Annotated in this window: 21 protein-coding genes; 2 read left to right on the forward strand and 19 right to left on the reverse strand. The window is 53.1% G+C overall.

Features of this window, described 5'->3' with window-relative positions; translation table 11 throughout:
• Nucleotides 1–142: 142 nt before the first annotated feature.
• Nucleotides 143–745: an RNA polymerase sigma factor gene (locus SELR_RS17970; RefSeq protein WP_014425847.1), complete on the forward strand. Its 603-nt coding sequence runs from the start codon at nt 143–145 to the stop codon at nt 743–745.
• On the opposite strand, the gene SELR_RS13905 is transcribed toward SELR_RS17970, so the two are convergent.
• The 6 genes from SELR_RS13905 to folE form a co-directional block, all read right to left on the reverse strand.
• Entirely contained in the window at nt 703–1,740 is a 1,038-nt protein-coding gene (locus tag SELR_RS13905) for a LacI family DNA-binding transcriptional regulator (protein ID WP_014425848.1), read from the reverse strand. The genes SELR_RS17970 and SELR_RS13905 overlap by 43 nt on opposite strands.
• Nucleotides 1,741–1,836: 96 nt before the next feature.
• Entirely contained in the window at nt 1,837–2,511 is a 675-nt protein-coding gene (locus tag SELR_RS13910) for a uracil-DNA glycosylase (protein WP_014425849.1), read from the reverse strand.
• Nucleotides 2,512–2,526: 15 nt separating this feature from the next.
• Complete coding sequence (gene folK, locus SELR_RS13915; protein ID WP_014425850.1) at nt 2,527–3,516, reverse strand: 2-amino-4-hydroxy-6-hydroxymethyldihydropteridine diphosphokinase; 990 nt, start codon at nt 3,514–3,516, stop codon at nt 2,527–2,529.
• 3 nt (nt 3,517–3,519) lie between these two features.
• On the reverse strand, nt 3,520–3,882 hold the full coding sequence (folB, locus tag SELR_RS13920; protein ID WP_014425851.1) for a dihydroneopterin aldolase: 363 nt from the start codon (nt 3,880–3,882) through the stop codon (nt 3,520–3,522).
• Nucleotides 3,875–4,735 (reverse strand): dihydropteroate synthase, encoded by an 861-nt coding sequence (folP, locus tag SELR_RS13925; protein WP_014425852.1) that lies wholly within the window; start codon nt 4,733–4,735, stop codon nt 3,875–3,877. The genes folB and folP overlap by 8 nt, the downstream gene beginning before the upstream one ends.
• Nucleotides 4,732–5,298, reverse strand: coding sequence for a GTP cyclohydrolase I (gene folE, locus SELR_RS13930; RefSeq protein WP_014425853.1), 567 nt, complete (start codon nt 5,296–5,298; stop codon nt 4,732–4,734). Before folE ends, folP begins: the two co-directional genes overlap by 4 nt.
• 136 nt (nt 5,299–5,434) lie before the next feature.
• Here folE and SELR_RS13935 point away from each other — a divergent pair, with 136 nt between their 5' ends.
• Nucleotides 5,435–6,145, forward strand: a complete 711-nt coding sequence (locus tag SELR_RS13935) for a phosphatase (protein ID WP_014425854.1) — start codon at nt 5,435–5,437, stop codon at nt 6,143–6,145.
• A gap of 4 nt (nt 6,146–6,149) precedes the next feature.
• Here SELR_RS13935 and SELR_RS13940 read toward each other — a convergent pair whose 3' ends face one another.
• The 13 genes from SELR_RS13940 to cysD all read right to left on the reverse strand — a co-directional run bounded on the left by SELR_RS13940 (nt 6,150) and on the right by cysD (nt 24,679).
• Nucleotides 6,150–6,770 carry a hypothetical protein gene (locus SELR_RS13940; protein WP_014425855.1) on the reverse strand — a complete coding sequence of 207 codons (621 nt, stop codon included), beginning with the start codon at nt 6,768–6,770 and terminating at the stop codon, nt 6,150–6,152.
• Between the two features lie 142 nt (nt 6,771–6,912).
• Complete coding sequence (locus tag SELR_RS13945; protein WP_014425856.1) at nt 6,913–7,521, reverse strand: endolysin-like domain-containing protein; 609 nt, start codon at nt 7,519–7,521, stop codon at nt 6,913–6,915.
• A gap of 86 nt (nt 7,522–7,607) precedes the next feature.
• On the reverse strand, nt 7,608–9,032 hold the full coding sequence (gene araA, locus SELR_RS13950) for an L-arabinose isomerase (protein WP_014425857.1): 1,425 nt from the start codon (nt 9,030–9,032) through the stop codon (nt 7,608–7,610).
• A gap of 304 nt (nt 9,033–9,336) precedes the next feature.
• A complete protein-coding gene (locus SELR_RS13955; protein ID WP_014425858.1) occupies nt 9,337–10,944 on the reverse strand; it encodes a xylulokinase in 1,608 nt (535 codons plus the stop codon).
• Between the two features lie 30 nt (nt 10,945–10,974).
• The gene (locus SELR_RS13960; protein WP_014425859.1) at nt 10,975–12,402 is read right to left on the reverse strand and encodes a sugar porter family MFS transporter; all 1,428 of its coding nucleotides are present in this window, start codon (nt 12,400–12,402) and stop codon (nt 10,975–10,977) included.
• 239 nt (nt 12,403–12,641) lie between these two features.
• Complete coding sequence (locus SELR_RS13965; protein WP_014425860.1) at nt 12,642–13,520, reverse strand: LysR family transcriptional regulator; 879 nt, start codon at nt 13,518–13,520, stop codon at nt 12,642–12,644.
• Between the two features lie 183 nt (nt 13,521–13,703).
• Nucleotides 13,704–15,068: a GGDEF domain-containing response regulator gene (locus SELR_RS13970; RefSeq protein ID WP_014425861.1), complete on the reverse strand. Its 1,365-nt coding sequence runs from the start codon at nt 15,066–15,068 to the stop codon at nt 13,704–13,706.
• 9 nt (nt 15,069–15,077) lie between these two features.
• Nucleotides 15,078–17,879 (reverse strand): hybrid sensor histidine kinase/response regulator, encoded by a 2,802-nt coding sequence (locus SELR_RS13975; RefSeq protein ID WP_014425862.1) that lies wholly within the window; start codon nt 17,877–17,879, stop codon nt 15,078–15,080.
• Between the two features lie 21 nt (nt 17,880–17,900).
• The gene (locus SELR_RS18160; protein WP_014425863.1) at nt 17,901–20,162 is read right to left on the reverse strand and encodes an amino acid carrier protein; all 2,262 of its coding nucleotides are present in this window, start codon (nt 20,160–20,162) and stop codon (nt 17,901–17,903) included.
• Between the two features lie 92 nt (nt 20,163–20,254).
• Nucleotides 20,255–21,280: a sulfate ABC transporter substrate-binding protein gene (locus SELR_RS13985; protein WP_041914450.1), complete on the reverse strand. Its 1,026-nt coding sequence runs from the start codon at nt 21,278–21,280 to the stop codon at nt 20,255–20,257.
• A 247-nt stretch (nt 21,281–21,527) separates the two neighbouring features.
• Nucleotides 21,528–22,394 (reverse strand): 4Fe-4S binding protein, encoded by an 867-nt coding sequence (locus SELR_RS13990; protein WP_014425865.1) that lies wholly within the window; start codon nt 22,392–22,394, stop codon nt 21,528–21,530.
• Nucleotides 22,395–22,433: 39 nt separating this feature from the next.
• Nucleotides 22,434–23,861: a sulfate adenylyltransferase subunit 1 gene (locus tag SELR_RS13995; RefSeq protein ID WP_014425866.1), complete on the reverse strand. Its 1,428-nt coding sequence runs from the start codon at nt 23,859–23,861 to the stop codon at nt 22,434–22,436.
• Entirely contained in the window at nt 23,861–24,679 is an 819-nt protein-coding gene (cysD, locus tag SELR_RS14000; protein WP_014425867.1) for a sulfate adenylyltransferase subunit CysD, read from the reverse strand. The genes SELR_RS13995 and cysD overlap by 1 nt, the downstream gene beginning before the upstream one ends.
• Between the last annotated feature and the right edge of the window lie 13 nt (nt 24,680–24,692).

Below are 24,692 nucleotides of genomic sequence, written 5' to 3' on the forward strand. Positions count from 1 at the left end.
CATTTCTTCCCCTAGTATAGCAAATATTGTGCGTTCCGCCAAATATCAGACAATATTGACTGACAATCCGCCTTCGCCCCCGCTGCCCCCGCATCCTATACTGAAAGCAGCAATGAAACAATGAAGCAAAGGAGGATTTATCATGTACAGTGAAAAAGACGAAAAGGAACTGATCCGCCGCGCCCAAAAAGGCGACAATCAGGCTGTCTGTCAGCTGCTTGCCGCCTATGAAGGTCTTATCAAAAATATGAGCCGGCGTTACAGTCACACGCCTACAGGGCGCGCCATCGCCGACGATGCCCAGGGCATCCTGCTGCTGGCCTTTATGGAAGCACTCAGGGATTTCCAGCCGGAAGGTCCGGTCCATTTTGCCGCCTTTCTCCGGAGCAGGCTGCATAGCGCCATCTATCAGGCCTTCCGTACAGCCTGCCGCTATAATCAGCGCACAGCCCATCCCCAAACTGCCACGGAGGACGAGGCCGGCGATTGGTATGATATGATCCCCGGCACAGCACCATCACCGGAACACCAGGTCACGGCCCGGGATGAACTGACGCAAATCTGCCGTCAGCTGAGTGAAGCCGAAAAACGCCTGCTGTCCATGAGCTGCCTGCAAGGACTCACCCAGAGCAGGATTGCCCGGCTGCTGCACCGGAGTCCCGGCACCATCAGCAAACAGCTGCAGAAACTCCGCGCTCATCTTCAGGCCATCACCGGCATGGCCACAGCTTGCCCCTGCACGTAATCTTCCAGCAGGTTGCGCACGCTTTCCCGTTCCACAAAGGTCAGCGGCATATCCAGATTCGTTTCGTTATCGTCCTGCCGCAGGAGATGCAGCAGATAGCTGGCGGCCTTCATGCCCATCAGCTCATAGTCGAAGGACACCGTGGTCAGCGCCGGATATACGACAGCACCGACTTCATAGCCGCCAAAGCCCACCACGGAAATCTCCTCCGGCACCTTGACACTGCGTTCATGGAAATAGCGCAGGATACCCAGACTGATATTATCCGTAGCTCCCACGACTACCGTGGGGGCTAATTTGCGTATCTCCTCTGCCTGATTATAGGCTGACAGGAAATCGAAGCCTGTTTCCACGAAGTCCACACGGGCATCCTCCCTGCCTTCACAGAAGCCGGCAATGAAGCCTTCCTTGCGCTCGATACCCACGGCCTCATCGCTTTCCGTGACACCGGCAAAGACGGCGTGCTTATGCCCCATCTGTTTGAGATATACGCCCATGCGGTGACCGGCTGCCGCATCGTCGATCTTCAGGCAGCGGACCTCTGGATTCTGCTGTCCCAGGTACAGGATGGGCAGGGACCATTCCTGGGCCCGGCGCACGTGCTCAGCAGTAATGCCCACAGAGTCCACCAGGATGGCATCGACGCCCTGCTGCTGGAGTTTCTGCATGCTCTCCAATTCCTTCTCCTCGGAGAGCTGGCTCACCAGCAAAATGCTCTGATAGCCTTCCGGCTCCAGCACCCGGGTGATACCGGCCAGCAGTTTGCCCACCGTCACCGAATCCATACGGGGCAGGACGATGCCGATCAGCTTGCTTTCCCGGGTTTTCAGTCGCTTGGCAAAAAAGTTGGACTGGAAGCCCGTCTCTTCAATCGCCCGGCGCACTTTTTCCTGTTTTTCCACACTGATATAACCATTGTTCAGATAGCGGGATACGGTGCTCTTGGACACCCCCGCCAGTTCTGCTACATCTTTGATTGTTACTTTCTGTTCCATAGTGTTTGCCAACTTCCCCAAAAAATTACGCATTCAACTATATCTTAGGGGATTTTCCGTCAAAAAGCAAGCAAAATATGGAACTATTCCCATATATCAAATATTGGGCAGCTGCCAGTCAATCGGTTCCTGCCCTGTGCTTTTGAGAAAGTCATTCACGCGGGAAAAGGGACGGCTGCCGAAAAAGCCCCGGAAAGCCGATAAGGGGCTGGGGTGCGGCGATTCCACAATGAAGTGCTGGGGATTCGTGATCATGGATTTCTTGCGCCGGGCAGGGGAACCCCAAAGGATAAAGGCCATGGGCTTTTCCCGTTGATTCAGCAGTTCGATGATCTTATCGGTGAAGATCTCCCAGCCTTTTCCCTGATGGGAAGCCGCCTGATGGGCCCGGACGGTCAGCACGGTGTTGAGGAGCAGCACGCCCTGCTCCGCCCAGGGCTTCAAACAGCCATTGTTGGGAACCGTACAGCCTAAATCCGTTTCCAGTTCCTTGAAGATATTCAGCAGGGACGGCGGCGGCTGCACCCCCGGCAGTACCGAAAAGGAAAGGCCATGGGCCTGGCCGTCCCCATGATAGGGGTCCTGCCCCAGGATAACCACCTTCGTATCGGCATAACTCGTATAATGCAGGGCATTGAAAATCGCATACATGTCGGGAAAGATCTGCCGGGTGCGGTATTCGCTGATCAGGAACTGCCGCAGCTCCTGATAATAAGGCTTCTTCAGTTCATCATTCAGAAGTTCAGCCCAGTCATTGTGAAAGATTTCCAAGTTACCAACTCCTCCTTATGTTCGAGGCAGAAGACGCGGGGCCCGCACGAGCCTGACAAAGGAAAGCTCATGCCGAGTCTCCCTTGACGCCTCGAAAAAATCATCAACAGCCGGAAAGAATGTATCCGCCGCAAACTCCCCTGCAACTTCCGTCAGCAAAAGCTCCTTCGCATAGGGCAATAGCAGCGAGTAAACTTCCCCGCCACCAATGCAGATGAATTTCTTTGCCGGACTGTCCTGGCGGATACGCCCTAATGTTGTCCAAAGTTCGCTGAGCTCACGGCAGACGATCACATCTTCACGCTGCAGGGTACGGGACAGCACGATATTGATGCGGTCAGCCAAGGGCTTGCCTTCTGGCAGGGATTCCAGCGTCCTGCGCCCCATAATGACCACCTGTCCCAAGGTCTGCTGGCGGAAGTGCGCCATATCTTCTTTATTGTACAGGAGCAGCTTTCCCGCCCGGCCAATGCCCAGTTTTTCGTCCACGCAGGCAATCATAGTCAAAGGATACGGCTCATGCACTTCAGGCGCCACCGTGATTTCCTGCTTCCGGATATCAGCGGTTTCGCACCACTTCTCCACTGTCCTGCCGTCCACGATCAGATCCGGGGCGATTTCCCGCAAGGGGACTAATACAAAGGCCCGCTGCGTCAGGTACGGATGCGGCAGCTTCAGTTCATCCGTAGCAGAAGTCACGCCTTCGGCGGCCAGCAGGTCAATGTCAATGGTTCTGGCGCCCCAGTGTTCATGACGCACCCGCCCCAGGTCTGTTTCAATCTTCTGGGTGTGATGCAGGAATTCCAGCGGCGCTAAGCTGGTATCAATTAAAGCCGCCGTATTCAAGAACGGCGGCTGGTCAGTCTTGCCCCAGGGAGCTGTTTCATAGATATGGGCACAGGAAAGCAGGCGGCTATGGGGCAGCCGAGCCAGCCGCCGCATAGCTTCCCGCAGGGTTTCCCCACGGTTTCCCAGATTTGCCCCCAAGCTCAGATAAATTTTCATGGCTTAGCCCCGGCTGCGCACCACAGTGATGGCCGCATCGGAAAATACCCCCGGCAGCGGAGCATGGGGCTTATGTACCGTAACCCGTACCTTCTGCACCGGCGCGAAATCCCGCAGGATCGTCTGGGCGATTTCCTCGCCCACTGCCTCGATAAGCTTGCGCGGCTCACCCTCTACGACCTTTTTGACCGCCGCATAGACCTCGGCATAATTCACCGTAGCCTCCAGCTTATCCGACTTCCCGGCTTCCTGCAGATCCAGATACATGCTCACATCCACGGAAAACTCCTGCCCCATCTGGCGTTCTGCCGGCATTACACCGTGATAACCGTAGAAATTCAGGCCCGTCAGTTTGATCTTATCCATTTTCCCCACTCCTTAAAATCACATCCGTCATCCGGCACATCCGTACAATGGGCTTCACATCATGCACCCGCACGATGCTGGCCCCCTTCATGATGCCAATCACACAGGACGCTCCCGTGGCTTCCATGCGTTCGTCCACCGGCAAGTCCAATGTCTTGCCGATAAAGCTCTTGCGGCTGTTGGCCAGCAGCAGCGGATATTCCTGCCCGGCCACCGTCAGCAGTTCTTCCTGCCGCCGCAGGACCTCCACATTCTGCTCGGCAGTCTTGCCAAAGCCAATGCCCGGATCGAAGATGAACTGCTCATCCTTCATGCCCGCTTCCCGGCCAATACGCAGGGACTCCCGGAAAAAGGCCTGCATGGACTCGATGATATCGCCGCTGTATTCCGTGCCATTCTGATTGTGCATGACGATGACCGGCAGACCGCATTCAGCAGCCACTTTGGCCATGGCCCCCGGTTCCTTTTCGTACTGCAGGCCCCAGATATCGTTGAGGATATGGGCGCCGGCCTTGGCAGCCTCCCGGGCAGTTTCTGCCTTGAAGGTATCCACGGACACGGGAACCGGGGAATTTTTCAGCACGGCCTCCAGGAAGGGCATCAGCCGCTCGATTTCCTCGCTGGCCGGCATGGTCACAAAGCCCGGGCGGCTGGATTCGGCGCCCACATCGATGATGTCTGCCCCATCAGCCACCATTTCCTCCAGATGGCGCAAAGCCTTGTCCACCGTATTGAACTGGCCGCCATCGGAAAAGGAATCCGGGGTGACGTTCAGGATTCCCATCACCAACGTGCGTTCCCCTAAAGTCAGCGTCTTACCATCGGCAAAAGTATAATTTCGTGCTACAGTCATGCCTTTTCTCCTCCTAGAATCATCCACGCCTGCTGATAAAGAGCGGTATCCTGCTTGAAGACACCGTTGCATTCGGAAGTCACCGTACGGGTGCCATGGGCCAAATCTCCCCGCATGGTCATGCAGAGCTGCTGGGCTTCCACGATGACCAGCACCCCCCGTGCCCCCAAATCTTTCTGTACGGCCGCCGCAATCTGAGCGGTAAGCCGTTCCTGCAGCTGGGGCTGATGGGAAATCTGTTCCACCAGTTTCGAGAACTTGCTGAAACCGGCCACCCGTCCATTTTCCGGCAAATAAGCGATGCTGGCCTCGCCAAAGAACGGCACCAGATGATGCTCACACATGGAGTAAAAGGGCACATGACGCACGGCCACAATGCCGTCAGAACCCGCATCAAAGGTTTCTCCCCAGATATCTGCCGTATCCTTGTCCATACCATTGAACAGGAACTCATACATCTGCGCCACTCTGGCAGGGGTTTTTTCCATGCCCCGTGCCTCTATATCCACGCCTATAGCTGCCAAAAATTCACTCATGGCCTTTATCGCCCGTTCATTTGCCAAAAGAATACCCTCCCTTTTTCTGCTTACTATAATATACTACACTTTGCATAGCAAGGAAAGGCATAATATTACCTATGGAAAAATCCCACCATTCGGTTTATGATAGATTACGTATTGAATTTCAAAGGAGGAGCTTATGATAGACTTACTTGATGTCCACACCCATACCATCGCCAGCGTCCACGCTTACAGCACCCTGCGGGAAATGATCACCGCTGCTAAGGAGCAGGGGCTTTCCCTCATCGGCATCTCCGACCATGGCCCCAAGATGCCGGGCGCGTTCCATGAATTTTACTTCTGCAATTTCAAGGTGATCCGCCGGGATGCCTATGGCATCGACCTGGTCATGGGGGTGGAGCTCAACATCATCGACTTCGCCGGCTCCACGGATCTGCGGCAGGATTTTCTGGAGCGGGTTGATTATGCTATTGCCAGCCTCCATGATCCCTGCATCAAGCCCGGCACCCGGGAGCAGAATACCGCTGCTCTGATTGGCGCCATGAAAAATCCCAAGGTCAGGATCATCGGGCACCCGGACAACCCCAAATATCCCGTGGATTTTGATGCGTTAGCCAAGGCCGCCAAGGAAAACCATGTACTGCTGGAATGCAACAACAGCTCCTACGCCCCCGGCGGCAGCCGCCAAGGCTCCCGGGAACTTGCCGGAGAACTCTTGACCGCCTGCAAGCAGCACGGCACCATGATCATCATGGGCAGTGATGCTCATATCGATCTGGATGTTGGCAACCATGTACACGCGCAGGAACTCATAAAAAAATACCAGTTCCCGGAGGAACTGGTAATCAACAGCCAGCCAGAGCTGTTCAAAACGTGGATAAAGGATTGAAATCTTAGATATCCAATACGGTCGATAACAACTGATCCGTGAATTTCTCCACATCATCCGGCATCCACATCTTATTGTTTTTGTCATAAGTGCACTGCACCGTGATGGTCTGTGTCCCATCCGGCTGCAGGCCATCCATGGTTTCCACCATGATATCCGTGATGGTCTCTATCACCATCTTTTCCGAAGCATTGGCCGGCAGGCGGCTTTTCAGCTTCTCGACCAACGTCTGCTCATTAAAGGCTTTTTCCATATCGAACTTGCTGACCGTAATCTCTACTTCCGCTTTTTCCCCATCCTGGGATTTTGCCTTGGTACTGATCTCCGCCCGCTTCAGCATGTTCAGGCAGGATTCGCCGACGCGTGTGGACTGATCCTTGGAAAAAATACCTGCGCTGCCTGCATTAAAGTTCCGATTAAAGGCATTTATCATTTCCTTGTGCATCTTGTCGCTGTCCACCTTGAACTTGGACAGAGTCTCGGCATCCTGATACAGAATCCCCTTGCTCAGGCTCATGACGTTGTCCTCCGGCTTTTCCTTTGGTGCACAGCCGGCCACTAAAAAGCACAGGAAACACAATACTACACATAAATATACGGATTTTCCCCAGCGTGATGTTTTCATAAACAACCTCCTGTAATATATTAAAATAATAAACGAGCATGAATCATCGCGCAATCATTTGCGTATTTTATGGTATTATAAGATTATTAAATTCTGCTTAAAATCAGCTATATTCAGGACAAAAATTTTATCTGCCACGTTCTCATTTTCCCGTATAGCGGTAAACTTCTGTCCAGCCACGTCCATAGGCACTGTAGCAGTCAATCTCGCCGCCCTGGTCACCGGTGCGCCAGTCGCCGCCTTTGGGATTATTGACGCCCCGGGCTTCCACGGTCTTGCCATTGCCGATATAGATGGCCACATGGGCTTCCGGACGGCACAGGATATCCCCCCGCTTGAGGTTGTCCTTGACTTCATTCCAGGAATACCTGGTAAAACCGCCAATCCTCTGCATATCCGGCCAGATGGTGTCGGCATCACCGCTATACTGCTTGCCCTGATAGAGCTTCATGTAGTCGGGGTTCTTATGCCAGGCCTCAATGATGGGGAAGCCCGCATATTCCAGGGCGTGATAGACCAAGGCTGAGCAGTCATAATCCGGGCCTTCCCGGGAACCGGTATAGGGATTATTCGCCGTAGCATTCTCCGCCCCCTGGGAATAACCGTGGCTGTTGTCCGCCGCAATCTGCAAAGCCCAGACCACCGCCTTCTCCATGGGGTTGTTCTCCGCTGCCTCGGCCCAGGACAAGGGTGCGGCCATGATGCTCCCTGCCAGCAGGGAAGCAACTGCTAAATGAGATAATTTTTTCATTTTGTCACCTTCTTGAATAATAAAGAGACATACATCCTGCATCTATCATACAGGATGTATGTCTCTTTTTCAAATGGGGGGTTAACTTAGCAAATTTCTACCAGATTTACGCCCAGCATTACGCCCAGGTCATGGATCTGTTCTTCCGTCAGGCGGAAGGAAAGTACCGTATGATGGCCGCCGCCAGCTTTGATCCATTCCGTGGAGCCTTTCTTCAGGCCGCATTTCGGCGTCCAGAGCTGCTTAGCCACCGGCAGATGCGGGGTTTCAGCCTCAGCCTTACGGCAGTCAACGGGATAGCTGATCATGCGGAAACCATCGCGGAAGTCAGCCACCGTCACATCCACAGCATCGCCGTCAATGCCGGAGAACACCAGACGGGCCGGATCGTCCTTACCGCCGATATCCAGTGGATGGACTTCGACTTTCGGCTTGTCGCTGGCAATGGTGGGATCGACTTCCAGCATATGAGCGCCCAGGATAGCTTCATGGCCTTTGCGCAGGTCAAGGGTGTAGTCTTCCATAAATACCGTACGGTCATTATGAGCCATGATTTTCAGCAGGCGGGTAAGGGCTGCATGTTTCCAGTCACCTTCAGCAGCAAAGCCATAGCCGTCACGCATGAGCAGCTGTGCAGCAAGGCCCGGCAGCTGTTTGAGCCCCTTGAGATCCTGGAAGTTGGTGCAGAAGGCATTGTAGCCGCGATCATCCAGGAATTTCTTGATGGCGATGTATTCGCGCAGCTGATAGCGCACGGAAGCTTCGAATTTATCCTGGGGGTTATCCTGCGGATTCAGCGTATACATTTCGGCAAGGTTCTTGTATTCAGCGTCAATGTCTGCTTCAGAAACGGCGTCAACCTCGTCCACGAGTTCGCCCACCGGCCAGTAGTCAACGGTCCAGCCCAGCTGAATCTGTGCTTCTACCTTGTCGCCTTCAGTAACGGCTACATCACGCATGGTATCGCCGAAGCGGCAGACGCGGATATGGAAGCTTTCGTTGTAAGCAACGGCCACATCCTGCCAGGAAGCGATTTCCTGCTGGACTTCCTCGTCGCCCCAGAAACCATAGACGATCTTATTGTTAATGCCCAGACGGGAGTTCAGATAACCGTATTCGCGGTCGCCATGAGCACTCTGGTTGAGGTTCATGTAGTCAAAGTCAATGGTAGCATAGGGAATTTCGTTGAGATACTGCGTAGCCAAGTGCAGCAGCGGTTTCTGCAGCAGCTTCGTGCCACGGATCCAGTTCTTGGCCGGAGAAAAGGTATGCATCCAGGTGATGACACCGGCAACTTCATCATGGTAGTTGACATCTTTCATGAACTGCGTGATGCCATCAGCCGTGGTCATAACGCCTTTGCAGACCACCTTATACGGCAGCTTGCCGCTCTCATTGAGCTTGGCAGCGATTTCCATCGCATCCCGTTCTACATTCTTCAGCTGCTCCTCACCATAAAGGAACTGACTGCCAGCAACAAACCAGAATTCGTAATTCTTAACTTCCAACATTGAAAATACTTCCCTTCTATTTGACATTGACTTTATATGACATTATTGTAGGTGCCTGCTTTGAAGCCCCTTTCGCCCCTGCGGGGCACCTTCCCCCAAGGGGCAGGCTATTGGGGTATGTGCCGCAAGATTCAACTGAACGTCCTCAGCTCAGGCTTATGAACAGCCGATAACCCAAAATCAAGGTCTATCGTTGCCCGGCGCCCAAGGAGGGGCGCAGGCGGACGTAAATCCCCGGATGGGATTTCAGTCCGCGTTTTCTTTTGGGTACTTTTCTTTGCGCCAAAGAAAAGTACCAGAGAACTTACTTATCTACTACAAGCCCGCCTGCCTGCTGCTCAATCGGCAGCCCTGCCTGATAGCTTGCAATGAACTCCTTGCAGCCTTCCACACCTTCCGCATTCGGCGTCAGCGTGGTACTCTGGGGATTCTTAAACACCTTGGTATCCAGGAAATCCGCCAGCGGTTCCTGATTGTTATCATCCTGGGCATATACGGCCAGCACTGCCATACCCCAGGGGCCGCCCTCGCTGGCGGTTTCCATTACGGTAATGGGAATCCCCAGACTGTCGGACAGCACCTGCTGCGCAATGACCGGTGTCTTGAACAGGCCGCCCTGGGCCACCATCACATCCGTCTTGACACCTTCGTCCTTGATCAGCACATCCATGCCGATCTTCAGCGGGGCAAAGGCACCATAGAGCTGGGCCAGCATGAAGTTGCCCAATCCCATATGGCTATGGGGCGTTCTCACGAACAGTGGACGTCCATTCTCAACCTTGGTGATGTTCTCACCGGACAGGCAGCTGTAATTCACGAGGCCGCCAGCGTCCTTGTCTGCCCCCTGCACCGTGTTGAACAGGGTGCTGTAAAGCTTAGCCGGCGTCTGCTCATGGCCGATGGCCTTGGCAAATTCCCCGAACATATTCACCCAGGCATTGATATCGGAGGAGCAGTTGTTGACATGCACCATGGCCACATTGGCACCATCGGGGGTGGTGACGATGTCGATGTCCCGGTGCACTTTCTTCAAGGGTTCATCCAAGACATTCATGGAGAAAGCGGACGTCCCCACAGAGATATTGCCCGTGCGTTTGCGCACGCTGTTGGTGGATACCATGCCCGTACCGGCATCCCCTTCCGGCGGCGCCATCAGGGCGCCGGCCTGCAGGGTACCAGTCGGATCGAGGAGCTTAGCCCCCTCTGCCGTCAGATGGCCGGCTTCCACACCAGCCCGCAGGGATTTGGGCAGGATAGCGGTCAGCTTCCAAGGGTAAGCGGCCACTTCCGGCAAGCTGTCAAAAATCTTGACCATGCCTTCGTCATAATCGCCGGTGCTCTCGTCGATGGGGAACATGCCGGAGGCATCACCTACGCCCAAAACCTTCTCGCCACAGAGCTGCCAGTGGATATAACCTGCCAGAGTCGTCAGGAAGTCAATGTCCTTGACATGTTCTTCCCCATTCAGGATGGCCTGATACAGATGGGCAATGCTCCAACGCTGCGGAATATTGAAGGAAAGCTTTTCCGTCAGTGCATCAGCGGCATCACCCGTGATATTGTTGCGCCAGGTGCGGAACGGTGCCAGCTGCTTCCCTTCCCTGTCAAAGGGCAGGTAGCCATGCATCATGGCACTGATGCCGATGGAGCCGATCTTGTCCAGCGTCACATGGTAGCGGCTCTTCACATCTGCCGCCAGCTCTGCAAAGCAGGTCTGAATGCCTTTCCAGGCTTCACTCATCTCATAAGTCCAGATACCGTCCACCAGCTGGTTTTCCCATTCAAAGCTGGCACTTGCCAAAGTTTCGCAATTTTCGTTCACGAGCACGGCCTTGATGCGGGTGGAGCCCAGCTCCACCCCCAGTGCCGTGGCACCGCTTTCGATGCTTGCCGCATTTTTTACCAAATCCATAACCAAAGCCTCCTAAATAATGGTTATATCTTAGCCCATATTAGTCGCTGGGCGGGCATCTTCGTTTTTTCCGTGAGCAATCCCCGCTGCTTCAATCTCTTCCAGCGTTGCACCACGGGTTTCGGGTACGCATTTGCGGATAAAGGCTACGCCCAACAGGCAGATGCAGCCAAAGATGGCAAATACAGCGGCCTGGGAAATGCTGGCCGTCATAATCGGGAACAGCAGACCTACCAGGAAGGAACCGATCCAGTTGAAGGAAGATGCCATACCGGAAGCACGGCCGCGGATTGCCAGGGGGAATATTTCACCAACGATTACCCAGGTGAGAGGTGCCCAGGTAAAGGAGTAGAACGCAACATAGACACAGAGGAAACCAACGATCATCATGGGATCCGTATCCGGCACGATGCTGTTGATGACAGCCGGCAGGATGAAGGACAGGCCCATAACTGTGCCGCCCAGAGTCAGCAGCGTGCGACGGTTGAAGCGATCGGCCACAGCCAGGAATACGAGAGAACCGAGAACCAGCAGGATACCCTGAATGATGGGCCACATCAGCTGGGAGCTGGCAGCCTGACCAGTAGCCTGTTCCACGATCAGCGGAATATAGTAGAAAATCGCATTAGCACCCTGGAACTGCTGGAAGGCGGCCACGCCAACGCCAGCGGTAACCAGATAACGGTATTTGTCAGAGAGGAGCGTGCTGAGGGAAGTATTGGCAGCAGCTGCCGATTCTTCCTGTGCCGTTTCCTGAATGTCGCGGAGTTCCGCATCCACTTCGTTTTTCTCACGGATGAAGCCAAGCACCTGACGGGCTTCAGCAATCTTGCCATGACGGACGAGGAAACGCGGGGATTCCGGCAGGCGCAGCACGCCGAGGAAAAGAATGATAGCCGGGACGGCAGCCAGACTGAGCATCAGGCGCCAAGCAAGGGTTTCCGGCATATCTTTTAATAGGAAGTCAACTACATAAGAGAGCAGCATACCGGATACGATCATGGTCTGATTGATACCGGAGAGACGGCCGCGCAGGCGGGCCGGAGACATTTCCGACATATAGGCCGGAACGAGAGCCGAAGCTGCACCAACAGCCAGACCTAAGAGCACGCGGACAGCAATCAGATAAAGGGAACCGTCCTGCGGTGCCAGACCGGAGAGAATCGAACCAACGACAAAGATAAGTGCTGATAAAAGAATCATCTTGCGGCGGCCCAGCTTATCGGAAAGCTGACCAGCCAGAGCGCCACCGAAGATAGCGCCGAACATTACAGAAGAAGTGATCCAGCCGATGATGCTGGCGTTGCCGGCCAGACCCCAATCGTTCTGCAGGAACGGCAGAGCACCGGTCATAACGCCGATATCGTAACCAAAGAGTATACCACCAAACGAACCAAAGAAATAGATGAATGCGCTGGAGATTTTTTTCTCCTGCACACTAGAGGAACCATTTGCCATAGTGTACTAACCTCATTTCTTATTTTTTCTTGTTCTTGTTTTTAAAGGTTTCTGTGTTCGAGCACACTTATAATATATCACTGCACAATTGCTTTGTCAATGTATCTATTACTTTTTATTTGTGATATATTTATAATTCTATATGCTATTTTCAGTATATTCTCTTTATTCTTGCTATAAAAATTCCCGGAAAAGCCCCCTGCGAAGCAGGACGGCGATTCCGGGAAAAGCCTGAAAAATCAATGGCTGCGGGTGATTTCCTTCAGGTATTTGATGAGCAGCCGTTCGTCATCATAGACCTGGCGCCCCTTCCTGGTGACGATGCCGGAATTGATATAGAAGGGTTCTTCCATGGGAATGACCACGAGATCATCCCGTTGCAGGACAGCCTGACGTGTCAGGAAGGTGGAGCCGATACCTGCCCGGACGAGGTTCTTGATGGTATGGAGATAAGGAGAATAATGTACGACCTGGGGCTTGCAGTTGTCCCGCGCGTACATGTCATGGACCATGCGATAGACAAAGAAAGAACTATCCAATAGAACAAGTGGCTCATCCACCACGTCGGCCAAGGTGACGGATTCCTTCGCCGCCAGAGGATTCTGCGGGCTGGTCACGAGACAGCATTCGCAGGCGAAAAGCTTCTCATAATTGAGTTTCTGGCTGAAGCCATCTTCATAGTTGGTAAAGGCGATGTCCAGCTTCTCCTCCTCTACCATATGCAGAGCTGAGATACCGCCGGACTCGATGATGTCCAGCCGGATTTCCGGATGGGCCGTGCGGAACTCCCCAAGCACCTTCGGCAGGAACTGGGTGCCCAGCTGCAAAGGCATAGCCATGCGGATATGATTGCGGTTATGGGCCATATCCTGGATTTCATCATCCAGGCGGTCAAGTTGGTCCAAAATGTGTTTGACTTTGCCAAGTAATTTATTGCCCTCATTGGTGATAATGATTTTCCGTCCCTCACGATGAAACAGGTTTAATCCTGTCTCTGCTTCCAACGTCTGCATGGCCACGCTGATAGTCGGCTGAGAGACATGAAGATTTTCCGCAGCCTTGGTAATGTTCTGCCATTGGCAGACCTCATAGAAATATCGCATCTGTATCAGTGTCATAGATTTCTGCTCCTTTTTGTCAACAGGCAAGCTTCTCTTTGCCCTCATTATAGCGCAAAGGATACCCAAAATATAGCAAAACATTGCTTCCCCTGCAGAGATACCCCCCAAATATAAGTGGCTGCTGCACAAATGCGAAATCACATCCATAAATGCAACAGCCTTTTATTTTTTTTGGAATCTTTACTTTTCGGAAGGTTCCTGCTCAAAAACGACTGACTCCATAAGATATTCAATATGGGTACCGGCGTTATTTTCTCCGCTCTCCCACACCGCCATGATCCGGCGAAGCACATCGGGGAAATCCTCCTCCGCCAGATTCTGCAGGATCACTAAGAACTGATATGGCTTGTGATGCAGGATCATATCACTCTGCCGCAGGGAGTCCTGCAGACAGAGGCCGAACTTTTCCGCCGCATCATTGAGACTGGGCGAATACTCCCCCTTGGTAACATCTTCCGACAGAATGAACATCAGTTTAATGAGTCTGCCGCCATACCGGATATAGAACCGCCGGATAAAACGATAAATCAGGGAAAACTGCTCCAGGTTCAGGATAAAAGCGCCGCCTCTGCTATGACGCTCCTCCACAATCTGGGTGATACGGGCAAATTCCTTCTGGATATCCTGATCATCGGCCAAAGCCGCTTCCTCACCCGGACAATAGAGCATACTGCCGTTCTTGCCGTTTTGCTTTACCTTGTATAGGGCACTGTCTGCCAGAGAAAACAACATTTCATAGCCTCGTCCGTGCTCCGGCACCAAAACTGCACCAATGGAAATGCTGAGGGGAATATCAAAGTCCTCCCCCACCAGTCGGACGGCCTCCTTGTGCAGCTGGCTGTTCAGCCTTTGCTGCAGGTTGCCCAGCGCAGCTTCACCACTCATATTACAGAAAAAACCTGCGAACTCGTCCCCACCGACTCTGACCATGACATCATCAGCCCGGATATTGCGTCGAACCACATCGGCAAAAGCCATCAAAAATTTATCGCCCATGCTGTGACCATAAATATCATTGACCAGCTTAAAATTGTCCAGGTCCAAAATCATCAGCATGCCGGCTCGTTCCTCACAGTACTTTGCCAGTTTGCCGGAGCCTGCCCCTTTATTCATAAAGCCGGTCAGTTTGTCAACCGCCGCTTCCTCTTTCAAATTCTCGATATCCCTGTTGTGTTTCACGGCATTCCGAATACGTTTGATGAGAATTTCCTTATGGACAGGCTTGCGGATAAAATCAGAGGCTCCCTGTTCAAGGCTGAACCGCTCCGCCTCACTGGTCTCCATACCGCTCAAAAATATGATGGGGGTGGGATCCTGGCCAGCATGTTCTTCCATGCGGCGAAGTTCCTGATATGTCTCAAACCCGTCCATTTCCGGCATCTGTATATCCAACAAAACTAAATCCGGCCTGTTTTTGGCCATGAATTTCAAAAGATCCTTCCCGGAACGCAGACAGCTGACACGCATATCCTGCTCCCGCAAAAGGCTCTTGACATGTGTCAATGTCAGGGCCTCATCGTCCACAACTACAATCCAGTATCCCATAATAATCTCCTATTCCAGCAATGACAGAATAACCTCATAGTCGAAACGGTCATTGGCCTGTTTCAATTTTTTGCAGACTTCGGCCTCGCTTTCTGGAATCCGATACTCCTCCATCCTGACGAAAATCTCTTCCAGACGGTCGCAGTCCATTTCTTCCGCCGCCGCCCGCAGTTCTTCATAGAAGCCTGCCATCAGGTTCAAATCCGCCGCAGGCTTTTCCTCCGCTTCGTCCGTCTTCTCTGCAGCGAAAACCTTCGCCAGCTGGGCTTTGAATCCCCGATAGGTTGCCATAAAGCCTTCATGATGCGCCCGGATATAGTCCATATTCCCGCTCTTACCGGCATTTTCCATCATCTGTGCTTCTTCGCCGAAGGCCCAGGCACCGATGGTTCTTGCTGAGCTCTTCAACGCATGCACCTTGATGGTATAGTCCTTCAGATTTCGCTCTGCGTAAAAGCCCTCAAGCATCGCTGCCATTTCATCCACGGATTCATAAAAAATCTGCAATAGCAACAGATAGTCCGCCGCCGAACCACTGTTGGCTGCGCCCTGCTCCAAATCCAGCCAGTCAGCTTGCCGGAGGGGCGCAAGGACTTCTGGAAGCGCCAACGTATCCTCCGCCGCCGCTTCTTCTGCCCCTGCCTCCCGAATTTTTTCCTGGGGCAGATACTCCATCATCAAACGCTCCAACTTATCTGCGTCAATGGGTTTGGTCAGATAGTCGTGGAAACCGGCCTCGAGGTACTGCTCCCGGGCACCGGAGATGGCATTGGCCGTCAGGCAGATTATGGGCGTATTATCATTTGGCCCGCCTTTCTGTGCCTGCAGTTCATGTAGCGTCTCAATGCCATCCTTGCGCGGCATCATATGGTCCAGGAAAATGATATCGTACTTTTTATTCTGCGCCAGCAAGATCCCCTCATCCCCATCATTGGCTGTATCGATGATGACCTGCGTCTTCTTCACCAGACTCTTGAACACCGTCAGATTCATGGGATTGTCGTCCACCACCAGCACCTTGGCCTCCGGAGCTGTGAATTTCTCCTGATATTTCTTGTGGCCTTTCAGCAAGGCCTGATAGGCCTCCTTGTAATCTCCCAGCGGCTCCCACTTGACCACCCGCTGCCTCAGCTTAAAAGAAAAGGTGGACCCCACGCCATAAGTGCTTTCCACCTGCAGGGAGGAACCCATCTTTTCCAGCAGGTTCAGCGTGATGGCCATGCCCAGACCTGTGCCTTCCACGTTGCGATTGCGCTTTTCCTCAATGCGCTCAAACTTGGAAAAGAGCTTATCCATATCCTCGGGCTTGATGCCGATACCGGTATCCTTGACCGCCACATTGAGCAGCACATTTTCCGGTTCCACTTCGATACGCTCGAAGCCTAAGGAAAGTGTCACACTGCCTTTTTCCGTATATTTTACCGCATTGGTCAGAATGTTCGTAATGACCTGCTTGAGGCGAACCTCATCACCATAAAGCTGCTTCGGCATCTCCTGGTCACATGCCAACACCAGAGACAGCCCCTTGGCATCGGCCCGGGTGTGAATCATATTCACCAAATCGTTGATCAATGAGGAAAGATCGTAATCGACGGGAATAATTTCCATCTTCCCAGCCTCGATTTTGGAGAAATCGAGAATGTCATTGACAATGCCCAGCAGTGAATTACCTGCTGTATGGATATTCTCAGCGTACTCAATTACATTCGGCTCGCGGCTCTCCCGCAAGATCATCTCATTCATGCCCAGAACCGCATTGATGGGGGTGCGTATCTCATGGGACATATTTGACAGAAAGGCCGACTTCGCTTCGTTGGCGGCAGCTGCATTCTCCGCTTTCAAGTTGAGCTCCTGCGCCAGAAGTTTTTTCTTTTCGTAGCGCGTTGCCAGGAACAGAATAAGAGAAATGACCAGCAGCGCCACGGCCAGAGTCAGCACAAACAATCGCCTTAGCTGGGCAAAGGAGGCTGTGGCATCAAACACAGACAGGCATCGCCATTCGTTGGCCACCGGCACTGTATAAGCCACGTATTCCGCATTGTTATACTGGAAGGAAAAGTAATTTTTATCCGCAGAACGCATCTTATCGATCAAAGTTCTGCCAAAAGTCCCCTTCTCCTCCATGTAGTTTTTCCCCACTTCCTCCGGATTGGAGTGGGCGACCACCTGATATCTCCGGTCCATGACAATTTCAATATCGGACTCACTTTGGGCGGCCAGTTCTTCCGTCATATTCTGCAGATGTTCCAGGGACAGGTCAATGGCCGCGACACTTTTTACATCACAAAGGGCCTTGGACAGCGTGATCATTCTGGTATGGGTTTCCGCATCAATATAGGGACCGACCACCGCGACCTGTCCGAGATTTGCCGTGGCACCGCTATACCAGGGACGCTCCCTGGGAACATAATCGGGATCAGGAATCCAGCCAGTTACGGTTCCATCGAGAAAATCATCCTCCACCACAGCGTATATGCCCGTCGAATTTCCAGATGTAATATGGGCTACAGCAGCAGACTGACTTACCAGCATGTCATACATTTCCGAATGTGGCTTGCCTTCACGAATCATATCATCAAGGGTGTGGGACGCCACTCTGATGATGTTTATCCCCGTGGCCAGGTAATCATTAATCTGCTCCGCTGACTTCGTCGCGATAAGCTCCCGGTTTACGATGAGTTTCTCCCGCATCTCCGATTGCAGCATGGCGTAATAAGCCATGACCACGGCCAGAAAAAACAGGATGATAATCGCCGTCATATCCACTCTCTTCAGGGCAGCGTCCATCTTTTTTTCCATTTTCATATGCATATTTCTTCCCCCTGAAAGAGCTCACCGGACAACCGTAATATCGCTGCCAAACCACTTTTGGGAGATTCTGCCGAGAGTACCATCAGCATTCATTTCACCGAGAATCTCCTGCACCCGGTCGCGAAGCTTATGCTCATTTTTCCGGAATCCTAGCCCAAATTCTTTTCTGCCAATGCTTTCGGGAAGAATAAAAAACCGCTCATTGCTTGAATCTATAAAATAACAGGCAACCAATGAATCCACCAGACCGGCATCCAGATTTCCCGCTTTCACCTGCTGCAAAATCGTCATATTTTCATCAAAGGACATCACCGTAATATCCTTGCAGACATCTGTTGCATAGAGTGAATCCTGCGTCGTAGAACCTGACTGGACGCCGATTACCTTGCCCTTGAGGTCACGCAGCCACTTGGCTTTGCTGTCCTCACGAATGACGAAGACCAGATTCTCGTTGACATAGGCTTCCGTGAGGCACATGTCCCCAGAGTCTTTGCGGTTCACCGAGGCACAGGCTATACAGTCAATCCGTTTGTCGTTCAGATCGTCTGCCTTATTTTCCCATATGATTGGCCGCACCACGAACTCAACCCCCAGCCGGGAGCAGATTTCCCGGCCCAGATCGATATCAAAGCCCACAAGACGCTTGTCATCATCCATAAAGCTCATGGGAGGAAATTCGGCATCGACGCCAAAGACCAGCTGGCCATTGCTCAGCACCCGCTGCAGGGACTCATCTTTTTCATAAGCCATATCGCGCTGCCCGCCCATCGTGAAAAACAGCCCCATTGACAGCAAGACCGCCAAAGCTGACACCACCAGCAGCTGCCGCGGTTCCTTTGACCGCGGCTTTTTCCCTGCCGGGATTTCTGCCACTTCAGCTGGCTGCGTATCGTAATCCTTCACCATCCGCCTGAGGGTAAAGGAAAGCAGCAGAAGCCCAATCAGATTGGGCAGTGCGATAAGACCGTTAAGGGTGTCCGAGATGCTCCACAGATTGTTCATAAACTCATTACCGGATGCGTCAAATAACTGGGCCCCGGATGCCCCTATGAGTATCGTCACAATCAGGATCAGCTTGAGGACTGTCTTGAACCGCACACCAAAAAGATACGTCATGGCTGTTTCTGCGTACCAATACCAGCCCAGGATCGTGGTGAAGGCAAAAAGCAGCATAACAATGGCCAGAATGTACTTGCCTGCAGCCCCCAGCGCAATTTCAAAGGTTCGCAGTGCCAGCTGGGCTCCGGTCAGCTCAGGGGCATATCCCATCGTACCCGTCACGAGAATGACAATGCCTGTCATGGTGCAAATGACAAAGGTATCCAGGAAGACCTCAAACAGGCCATAGAACCCCTGCCGAACGGGATGCGGATTATCCGCCGTAACATGGGCCATGGGGGCAGAGCCCATACCAGCCTCATTGGAGAATACGCCGCGGGCTATGCCCCGTTGAACAGCCTCCATCACAGCCCAGCCTGCCACGCCCCCAGCCACCACGGAAGTATCCGGGGAACAGAAGGCCATGCGGAAAGCTTCCGCGATAGCTGCAGGAATTTGTGCCGAATAGCTGAGAAAAATGAGCCCGACGCTTGCCAGATAAAAGACGATCATGAAGGGGACGACAATCATCGTCACCCGGGAAAGACTGGCCAGTCCGCCAATAATGATCAGCCCCACACAAACAGACATGATGACGCCGCTGTATAAGTGATCCAGTTCCCAGCCCATGAACAGGGCCTCGGCAGCAGAATTTGCCTGTACTGCCGCACCAATGCCAAAGGAGGCCAGAAACGCGAAAAGGGAAAACAAAACCGCCAGCAGCTTGCCGATATGCTTCCATATACCGCCCCATTCTCCCAGCCCATACTCCAAAACATACATAGGCCCACCGCGCCAGTCGCCATGGGCATCCTTTTTCCGATAATGAACGGCCAGCGTAACCTCAGCGAACTTGGTACACATACCAAAGAAGGCAGAAATCAGCATCCAGACAAGGGCCCCCGGCCCTCCCAGATGGAGTGCAGTGGCTACCCCCGCCACGTTTCCGGTTCCCACCGTCGCCGCCATCGCCGTGATCATCGCCGTGAAGGGGGAAATGGCGTGCTCCTCCGCACTCGGTTCCCGAAAACTGAAGACCTCCGCCATGGCGCGGAAAAAATAGCGGATTTGGGGCAGCCCCAGCAGGATCGTCAGATAGATGCCTGTCCCTACAAGCAAAGCCAAGCCGAAAGGGCCCCAGACGAAGTTATTGACAACGCCGTTGATTTGCATAATTGATTCCATACAATCCTCCGTCCTCACGAAAAAGGCCGTACCGATCCGACAAACCTCGGTTATAAAAACTACGCCCACCAATCCAAGGCTAATGGCTGCTATTATTTCTTGAATACTTGATCAAAAGTGCCACCATCACCGAAATGTTCTTTCTGCGCTTTCTCCCAGCCGCCGAATTTCTCATCTACAGTAAATAGCTTCAGTTCCGGGAACTGCTGCTTATACTTGGCAAAGATAGCCTTGTCCCGGGGACGATAAAAATTTCTGGCAGCGATTTCCTGCCCTGCCGGCGAATAGAGATAGTTGATATAGGCTTCAGCCACCTTGCGGGTGCCCTTTCTGTCCACCACCTTGTCCACGATAGCCACAGAAGGCTCCGCTAAAATGGAAAGGGAAGGCACGACAATCTCATAATCAGAAGAATCATTCATCGTAATCAGCGCTTCATTCTCCCAGGCAATCAGCACATCCCCCTGACCGTACTTTACGAAACTATTGGTTGCACCACGGGCACCGGAGTCCAACGCTACTACGTTCTGAAACAGTTTCCGGACAAATTCCCTTGTCTTCCCTTCATCGCCATTGTATTTTTCCCGGGCATATTCCCAGGCAGCCAAATAGTTCCAACGGGCACCGCCAGAAGTTTTTGGGTTCGGTGCAACGATTTTCACATCATCCCGTACCAGATCATCCCAGTCATGAATATGCTTCGGATTATCCCTGCGTACCAGGAACACGATCGTTGACGTATAGGGAGCAGAATGATCCGGAAACTTATCGCGCCAATTCTTTTCAATCAGGCCGGCCTTAGCGATTTCATCCACATCATATGCCAGGGCCAATGTCACCACATCAGCTTCTGCGCCCCCAATCACCAGCCGCGCCTGCCTGCCGGAACCGCCATTGGACTGGCGAAACTCAATGTTCTGACCGCTGGCCTTCTTCCATTCCCCTGTAAAAGTCTTGTTGAATTCCGCATATAACTCCCGGGTAGGATCATAGGACACATTCATAAAAAAGCCATCCACCGCGGCCTCTTTTTCCTGAACAGCCTTTTCATCACCGCAACCGGTAAAAAGACCTGTTACAATTGCCAAGGCCACGCTTACCGCTTTCCACCATTTCATCATGACGTCTTCCTCTGCTAACACACAGCGCCAATAAGTATATCGGGAAACATACAGGAACTCCATGTCACCCCTGCGATTTATACCTCTTAATATTATTCGCGGCATCGCCATTACATACCTGCAAAAACCGGGGGATTTCTCCTGCTGGGCCACGGTATCAGTCCCAGAGACTGTGTTGTAATCCTAGGAAAGCCAGAAAAAAAATCGATTGTTGCACGTGCAACAACCGATTTTTTGATTTTCTTTATTCTGTAATGGTCTTTTTGATGGCCTGTCGGAACTCCTCCCAGCCAATCCTGTCCAACAGATTGCGGAAGCGTTCGCCCTTCTTGCCGTGCTGTTCAAAGTAATCCAGTGCGGCATCTAAGGTCTTGTAGAGCTTGTCTTCGCCGTAGATGATGGGCGTGAACTTCTTGCCAACGGCAATGCGGTTGCCGTAGAGACCGCCGAAGGACACGGCAAAGCCGATTTTTTTCTCCCAGGCGCCGAAGTTGCAGCTCTTGATGCACTTGCCGCAATAGACGCACTTGCGATGGTTCCAGACAATCTTCTTGTTTTCCCTGTCCATAGTCAGCGCGCCCTGGGGGCAAATCTTGACGCAGGCACCGCAGAATTTGCAGCTGTCCTGCTGCCATACAGGCTTTACGGCACCCTTGACGCCGATATCGTTTTCCTCGGTCTTGAGGCAGTTATTATGGCAGCCCGTGAAGCCCACCTTGAACTTATGGGGCAGGCTGCGGCCGGCGTAACGCTCGGCAAAGGACTCGGCAAGTCTGCTGGTATCGATAAGTCCCGAACGGCAAATGGCACAGCCCTGACAGGCCGTGATGGTGCGCACCTGGGCACCACAGAAGCCCGTGGCCAGCCCCCCTGCCGCCAGCGCTTTCTTGACATCTTCAATATCCTTTTCCTTGATAAAGGGAATCTCGATGCCCTGACGGGAGGTCAGATGCACATAGCCCTCGCCGAATTTTTCCGCCACTTCCTGCACGGTCTGCAGCTGGGCAGCAGTGAATTTGCCCCCCACGCTCTTCAGGCGCATGGAAAAACACCCGGGCTGCTTCTGCTGCATAAAGCCGTGGGCTTTCAGCTCCTTGTAATCGTATGCCATAATATGCTCTCCCCTAAATATTTTTTCTCTATTATACGCTTAAATGCCTTCGCCGTCTATGCCGCTGAAGACTTCCCGCTCCGTGCGTTCCAGACGGACAATCTCGCCGTCCTTGACCACGACGATGAGTTCGCCGTTCTGGGGCAGGTGGTTCATGATATAGCGCATGGCCTTCTGGGAGAATTCTCCCTGCTGTTCCTTCTCAGCTCCCAGCACGATGCCGCCGCCCGCCACATCATAGCCGTCTACCAATACGAAACGGCCCGTGGCCTGATAGTCCTGGAAGCGGTCAAAGGCGATTTCCTCTTTGAGCTTCAGGATGACCTCCGCCACATCGTTCAGGCGGATTTCCTTGACGGTTTCCGCCGCCCGCTGGTCAAGGCTGGAAGCATCGATGATCTTTTCAATGCTCTCCACCTGAGCTTCCACTTCCTGCGTACCCAATTTCAGCTTATAGCGGCGATTGAGTTTCAAGGAATTCTTGCCCAGCCAGAATAGGGACACCCGCAGGCGCTTGCCCGTCAGGGGCGGCTTATCGGAAGCCTTCGTGATGATCTCGCCCCGCTGGTTGAAGAACTCGTCGGCCACCTGAATGCCCGTGGAGGCCCCGGCACTGGCCGCTTCCACCTTATCCTTGGACTGCCAGTAGGGGAACGCCACCACCTTGGTCTTGCGGCCGCCGGGATAGATGGCAATCTCATCCCCCACCGCCAGCTGGCCGGCTTCGATGCGGCCCGCGATAATGCGGCGGGAATCGAATTTATAGACGTCCTGAATGGGCAGGCGCAGAGCCTTGCTTACAGCCGCCTGTTCCCCTTCCAACAGGTCGAGGGCTTCCAGCAGGGTTTCACCTTTGTACCATTCCATATGCTCCGAATGGCTGGCGATATTATCCCCCTGCAACCCCGAGACGGGAATGTATTTCAGGGGATAGACGCCCAACTCTGCCAAAAAGGCCCCCATCTCGTGCTTGATTTTCACGAAGGCGGTTTCGGCATAGCCTGCCAAATCCATCTTGTTCACTAATACATAGACCTTCTTGATGCCCAAGAGGCTCAGCATATAGGCATGGCGGCGGCTCTGCTCCTGCACCCCCTGCTTGCCGTCCACAATGAGCAGGGCGGCTTCGGCACCGGCGGCACCGGAAATCATGTTCTTCAGGAATTCCTTATGGCCCGGCGCATCGATAATCACATAGTCCCGCTTGTCCGTGGAGAACTGGATACGGGTGGTGTCGATGGTAATGCCCTGCTGCTGTTCCTCCTCAAAGGCATCCAGCAGATAGGCATACTCGAAGGGTTTGCCCGTGTCGTGGGCAATCTTGGCCACCTTATCGATGGCCCCCTGGGGCAGGGAATCCGTGTCGTAGAGGAGTCTGCCGATAACGGTGGACTTTCCATGATCCACATGGCCCACCACCACGATATTCAGACCAGCTTCTTTATGTTCAATTTCACGTTTACTCATTACATATACCCCTCTTTCCGCAGTTTCTGCATAGCATAGGAATCCTCCTGATCCTGCTTGCGCCCTGCCCGCTCACTGGTGGTGGTGTGCTTCAGTTCCTCGATGATTTTATCCAGCGTGTCCGCATTGGACTTGATCTGCCCGGTGCAGCAGGCGCAGCCCAAGGAGCGGTAGCGCTTGCCGTTCTTGGCAAAGTACAAATCGATGATGGGGATATTCTCCCGGCGGATATACTCCCAGATATCCAGCTCATTCCAGGCCAGCAGGGGATGGACGCGGATATGGTGGCCTTTCGGGAAGTCCGTCTTGAACTGGTCCCAAAGCTCCGGCGGCTGATTGGCATAATCCCAGGCATCGTCCTCCTTGCGCTCGCTGAAGACACGTTCCTTGGAACGGGAGCCCTCCTCGTCACGGCGCACGCCCACAATCAGGCCGTCAAAGCCGTATTCCTTCACCACCTGCTTGAGCCCCTCGGTCTTCAAGGCCTGGCAGCAGGCCAACCTGCCCTTGTCCGGGCCCATGCCGGCATCAATGGCCGCCTGATTGGTATGGACAATCAAATCCAGGTTGAGTTCCTTGGCCACCCGGTCACGATACTCAATCATCGCGGGAATCTTGTGCTTCGTATCCACATGGATGAAGGGAAACGGGCAATGGCCGTAAAAGGCCTTCTTCGCCAGCCACAGCAGGACCGTGGAGTCCTTGCCGATGGACCAGAGCATGCCCAACTTCCCTAATTTCTTATAAGCCTCCCGCAGGATATAGATGCTTTCGGCTTCCAATCTGTCTAACTTATCTGCTGTTTCTGTCTGCGCCATAATGCTCCCCTAC

The organism is Selenomonas ruminantium subsp. lactilytica TAM6421, assembly GCF_000284095.1.
GTDB classification, from domain to species: Bacteria; Bacillota; Negativicutes; order Selenomonadales; family Selenomonadaceae; genus Selenomonas_A; species Selenomonas_A lactilytica.

Coding starts and splice junctions, on each gene's coding strand:
- araA (WP_014425857.1), bottom strand. CDS start 9,032: ATGTTGGAAGTTAAGAATTACGAATTCTGGTTTGTTGCTGGCAGTCAG.
- SELR_RS13905 (WP_014425848.1), bottom strand. CDS start 1,740: ATGGAACAGAAAGTAACAATCAAAGATGTAGCAGAACTGGCGGGGGTG.
- SELR_RS18160 (WP_014425863.1), bottom strand. CDS start 20,162: ATGGAATCAATTATGCAAATCAACGGCGTTGTCAATAACTTCGTCTGG.
- SELR_RS13965 (WP_014425860.1), bottom strand. CDS start 13,520: ATGACACTGATACAGATGCGATATTTCTATGAGGTCTGCCAATGGCAG.
- SELR_RS13975 (WP_014425862.1), bottom strand. CDS start 17,879: ATGCATATGAAAATGGAAAAAAAGATGGACGCTGCCCTGAAGAGAGTG.
- SELR_RS13985 (WP_041914450.1), bottom strand. CDS start 21,280: ATGAAATGGTGGAAAGCGGTAAGCGTGGCCTTGGCAATTGTAACAGGT.
- SELR_RS13935 (WP_014425854.1), top strand. CDS start 5,435: ATGATAGACTTACTTGATGTCCACACCCATACCATCGCCAGCGTCCAC.
- folK (WP_014425850.1), bottom strand. CDS start 3,516: ATGAAAATTTATCTGAGCTTGGGGGCAAATCTGGGAAACCGTGGGGAA.
- folP (WP_014425852.1), bottom strand. CDS start 4,735: ATGACTGTAGCACGAAATTATACTTTTGCCGATGGTAAGACGCTGACT.
- SELR_RS13995 (WP_014425866.1), bottom strand. CDS start 23,861: ATGAGTAAACGTGAAATTGAACATAAAGAAGCTGGTCTGAATATCGTG.
- SELR_RS13960 (WP_014425859.1), bottom strand. CDS start 12,402: ATGGCAAATGGTTCCTCTAGTGTGCAGGAGAAAAAAATCTCCAGCGCA.
- SELR_RS13970 (WP_014425861.1), bottom strand. CDS start 15,068: ATGGGATACTGGATTGTAGTTGTGGACGATGAGGCCCTGACATTGACA.
- cysD (WP_014425867.1), bottom strand. CDS start 24,679: ATGGCGCAGACAGAAACAGCAGATAAGTTAGACAGATTGGAAGCCGAA.
- SELR_RS13940 (WP_014425855.1), bottom strand. CDS start 6,770: ATGAAAACATCACGCTGGGGAAAATCCGTATATTTATGTGTAGTATTG.
- folB (WP_014425851.1), bottom strand. CDS start 3,882: ATGGATAAGATCAAACTGACGGGCCTGAATTTCTACGGTTATCACGGT.
- SELR_RS13990 (WP_014425865.1), bottom strand. CDS start 22,394: ATGGCATACGATTACAAGGAGCTGAAAGCCCACGGCTTTATGCAGCAG.
- SELR_RS13955 (WP_014425858.1), bottom strand. CDS start 10,944: ATGGATTTGGTAAAAAATGCGGCAAGCATCGAAAGCGGTGCCACGGCA.
- SELR_RS13945 (WP_014425856.1), bottom strand. CDS start 7,521: ATGAAAAAATTATCTCATTTAGCAGTTGCTTCCCTGCTGGCAGGGAGC.
- SELR_RS17970 (WP_014425847.1), top strand. CDS start 143: ATGTACAGTGAAAAAGACGAAAAGGAACTGATCCGCCGCGCCCAAAAA.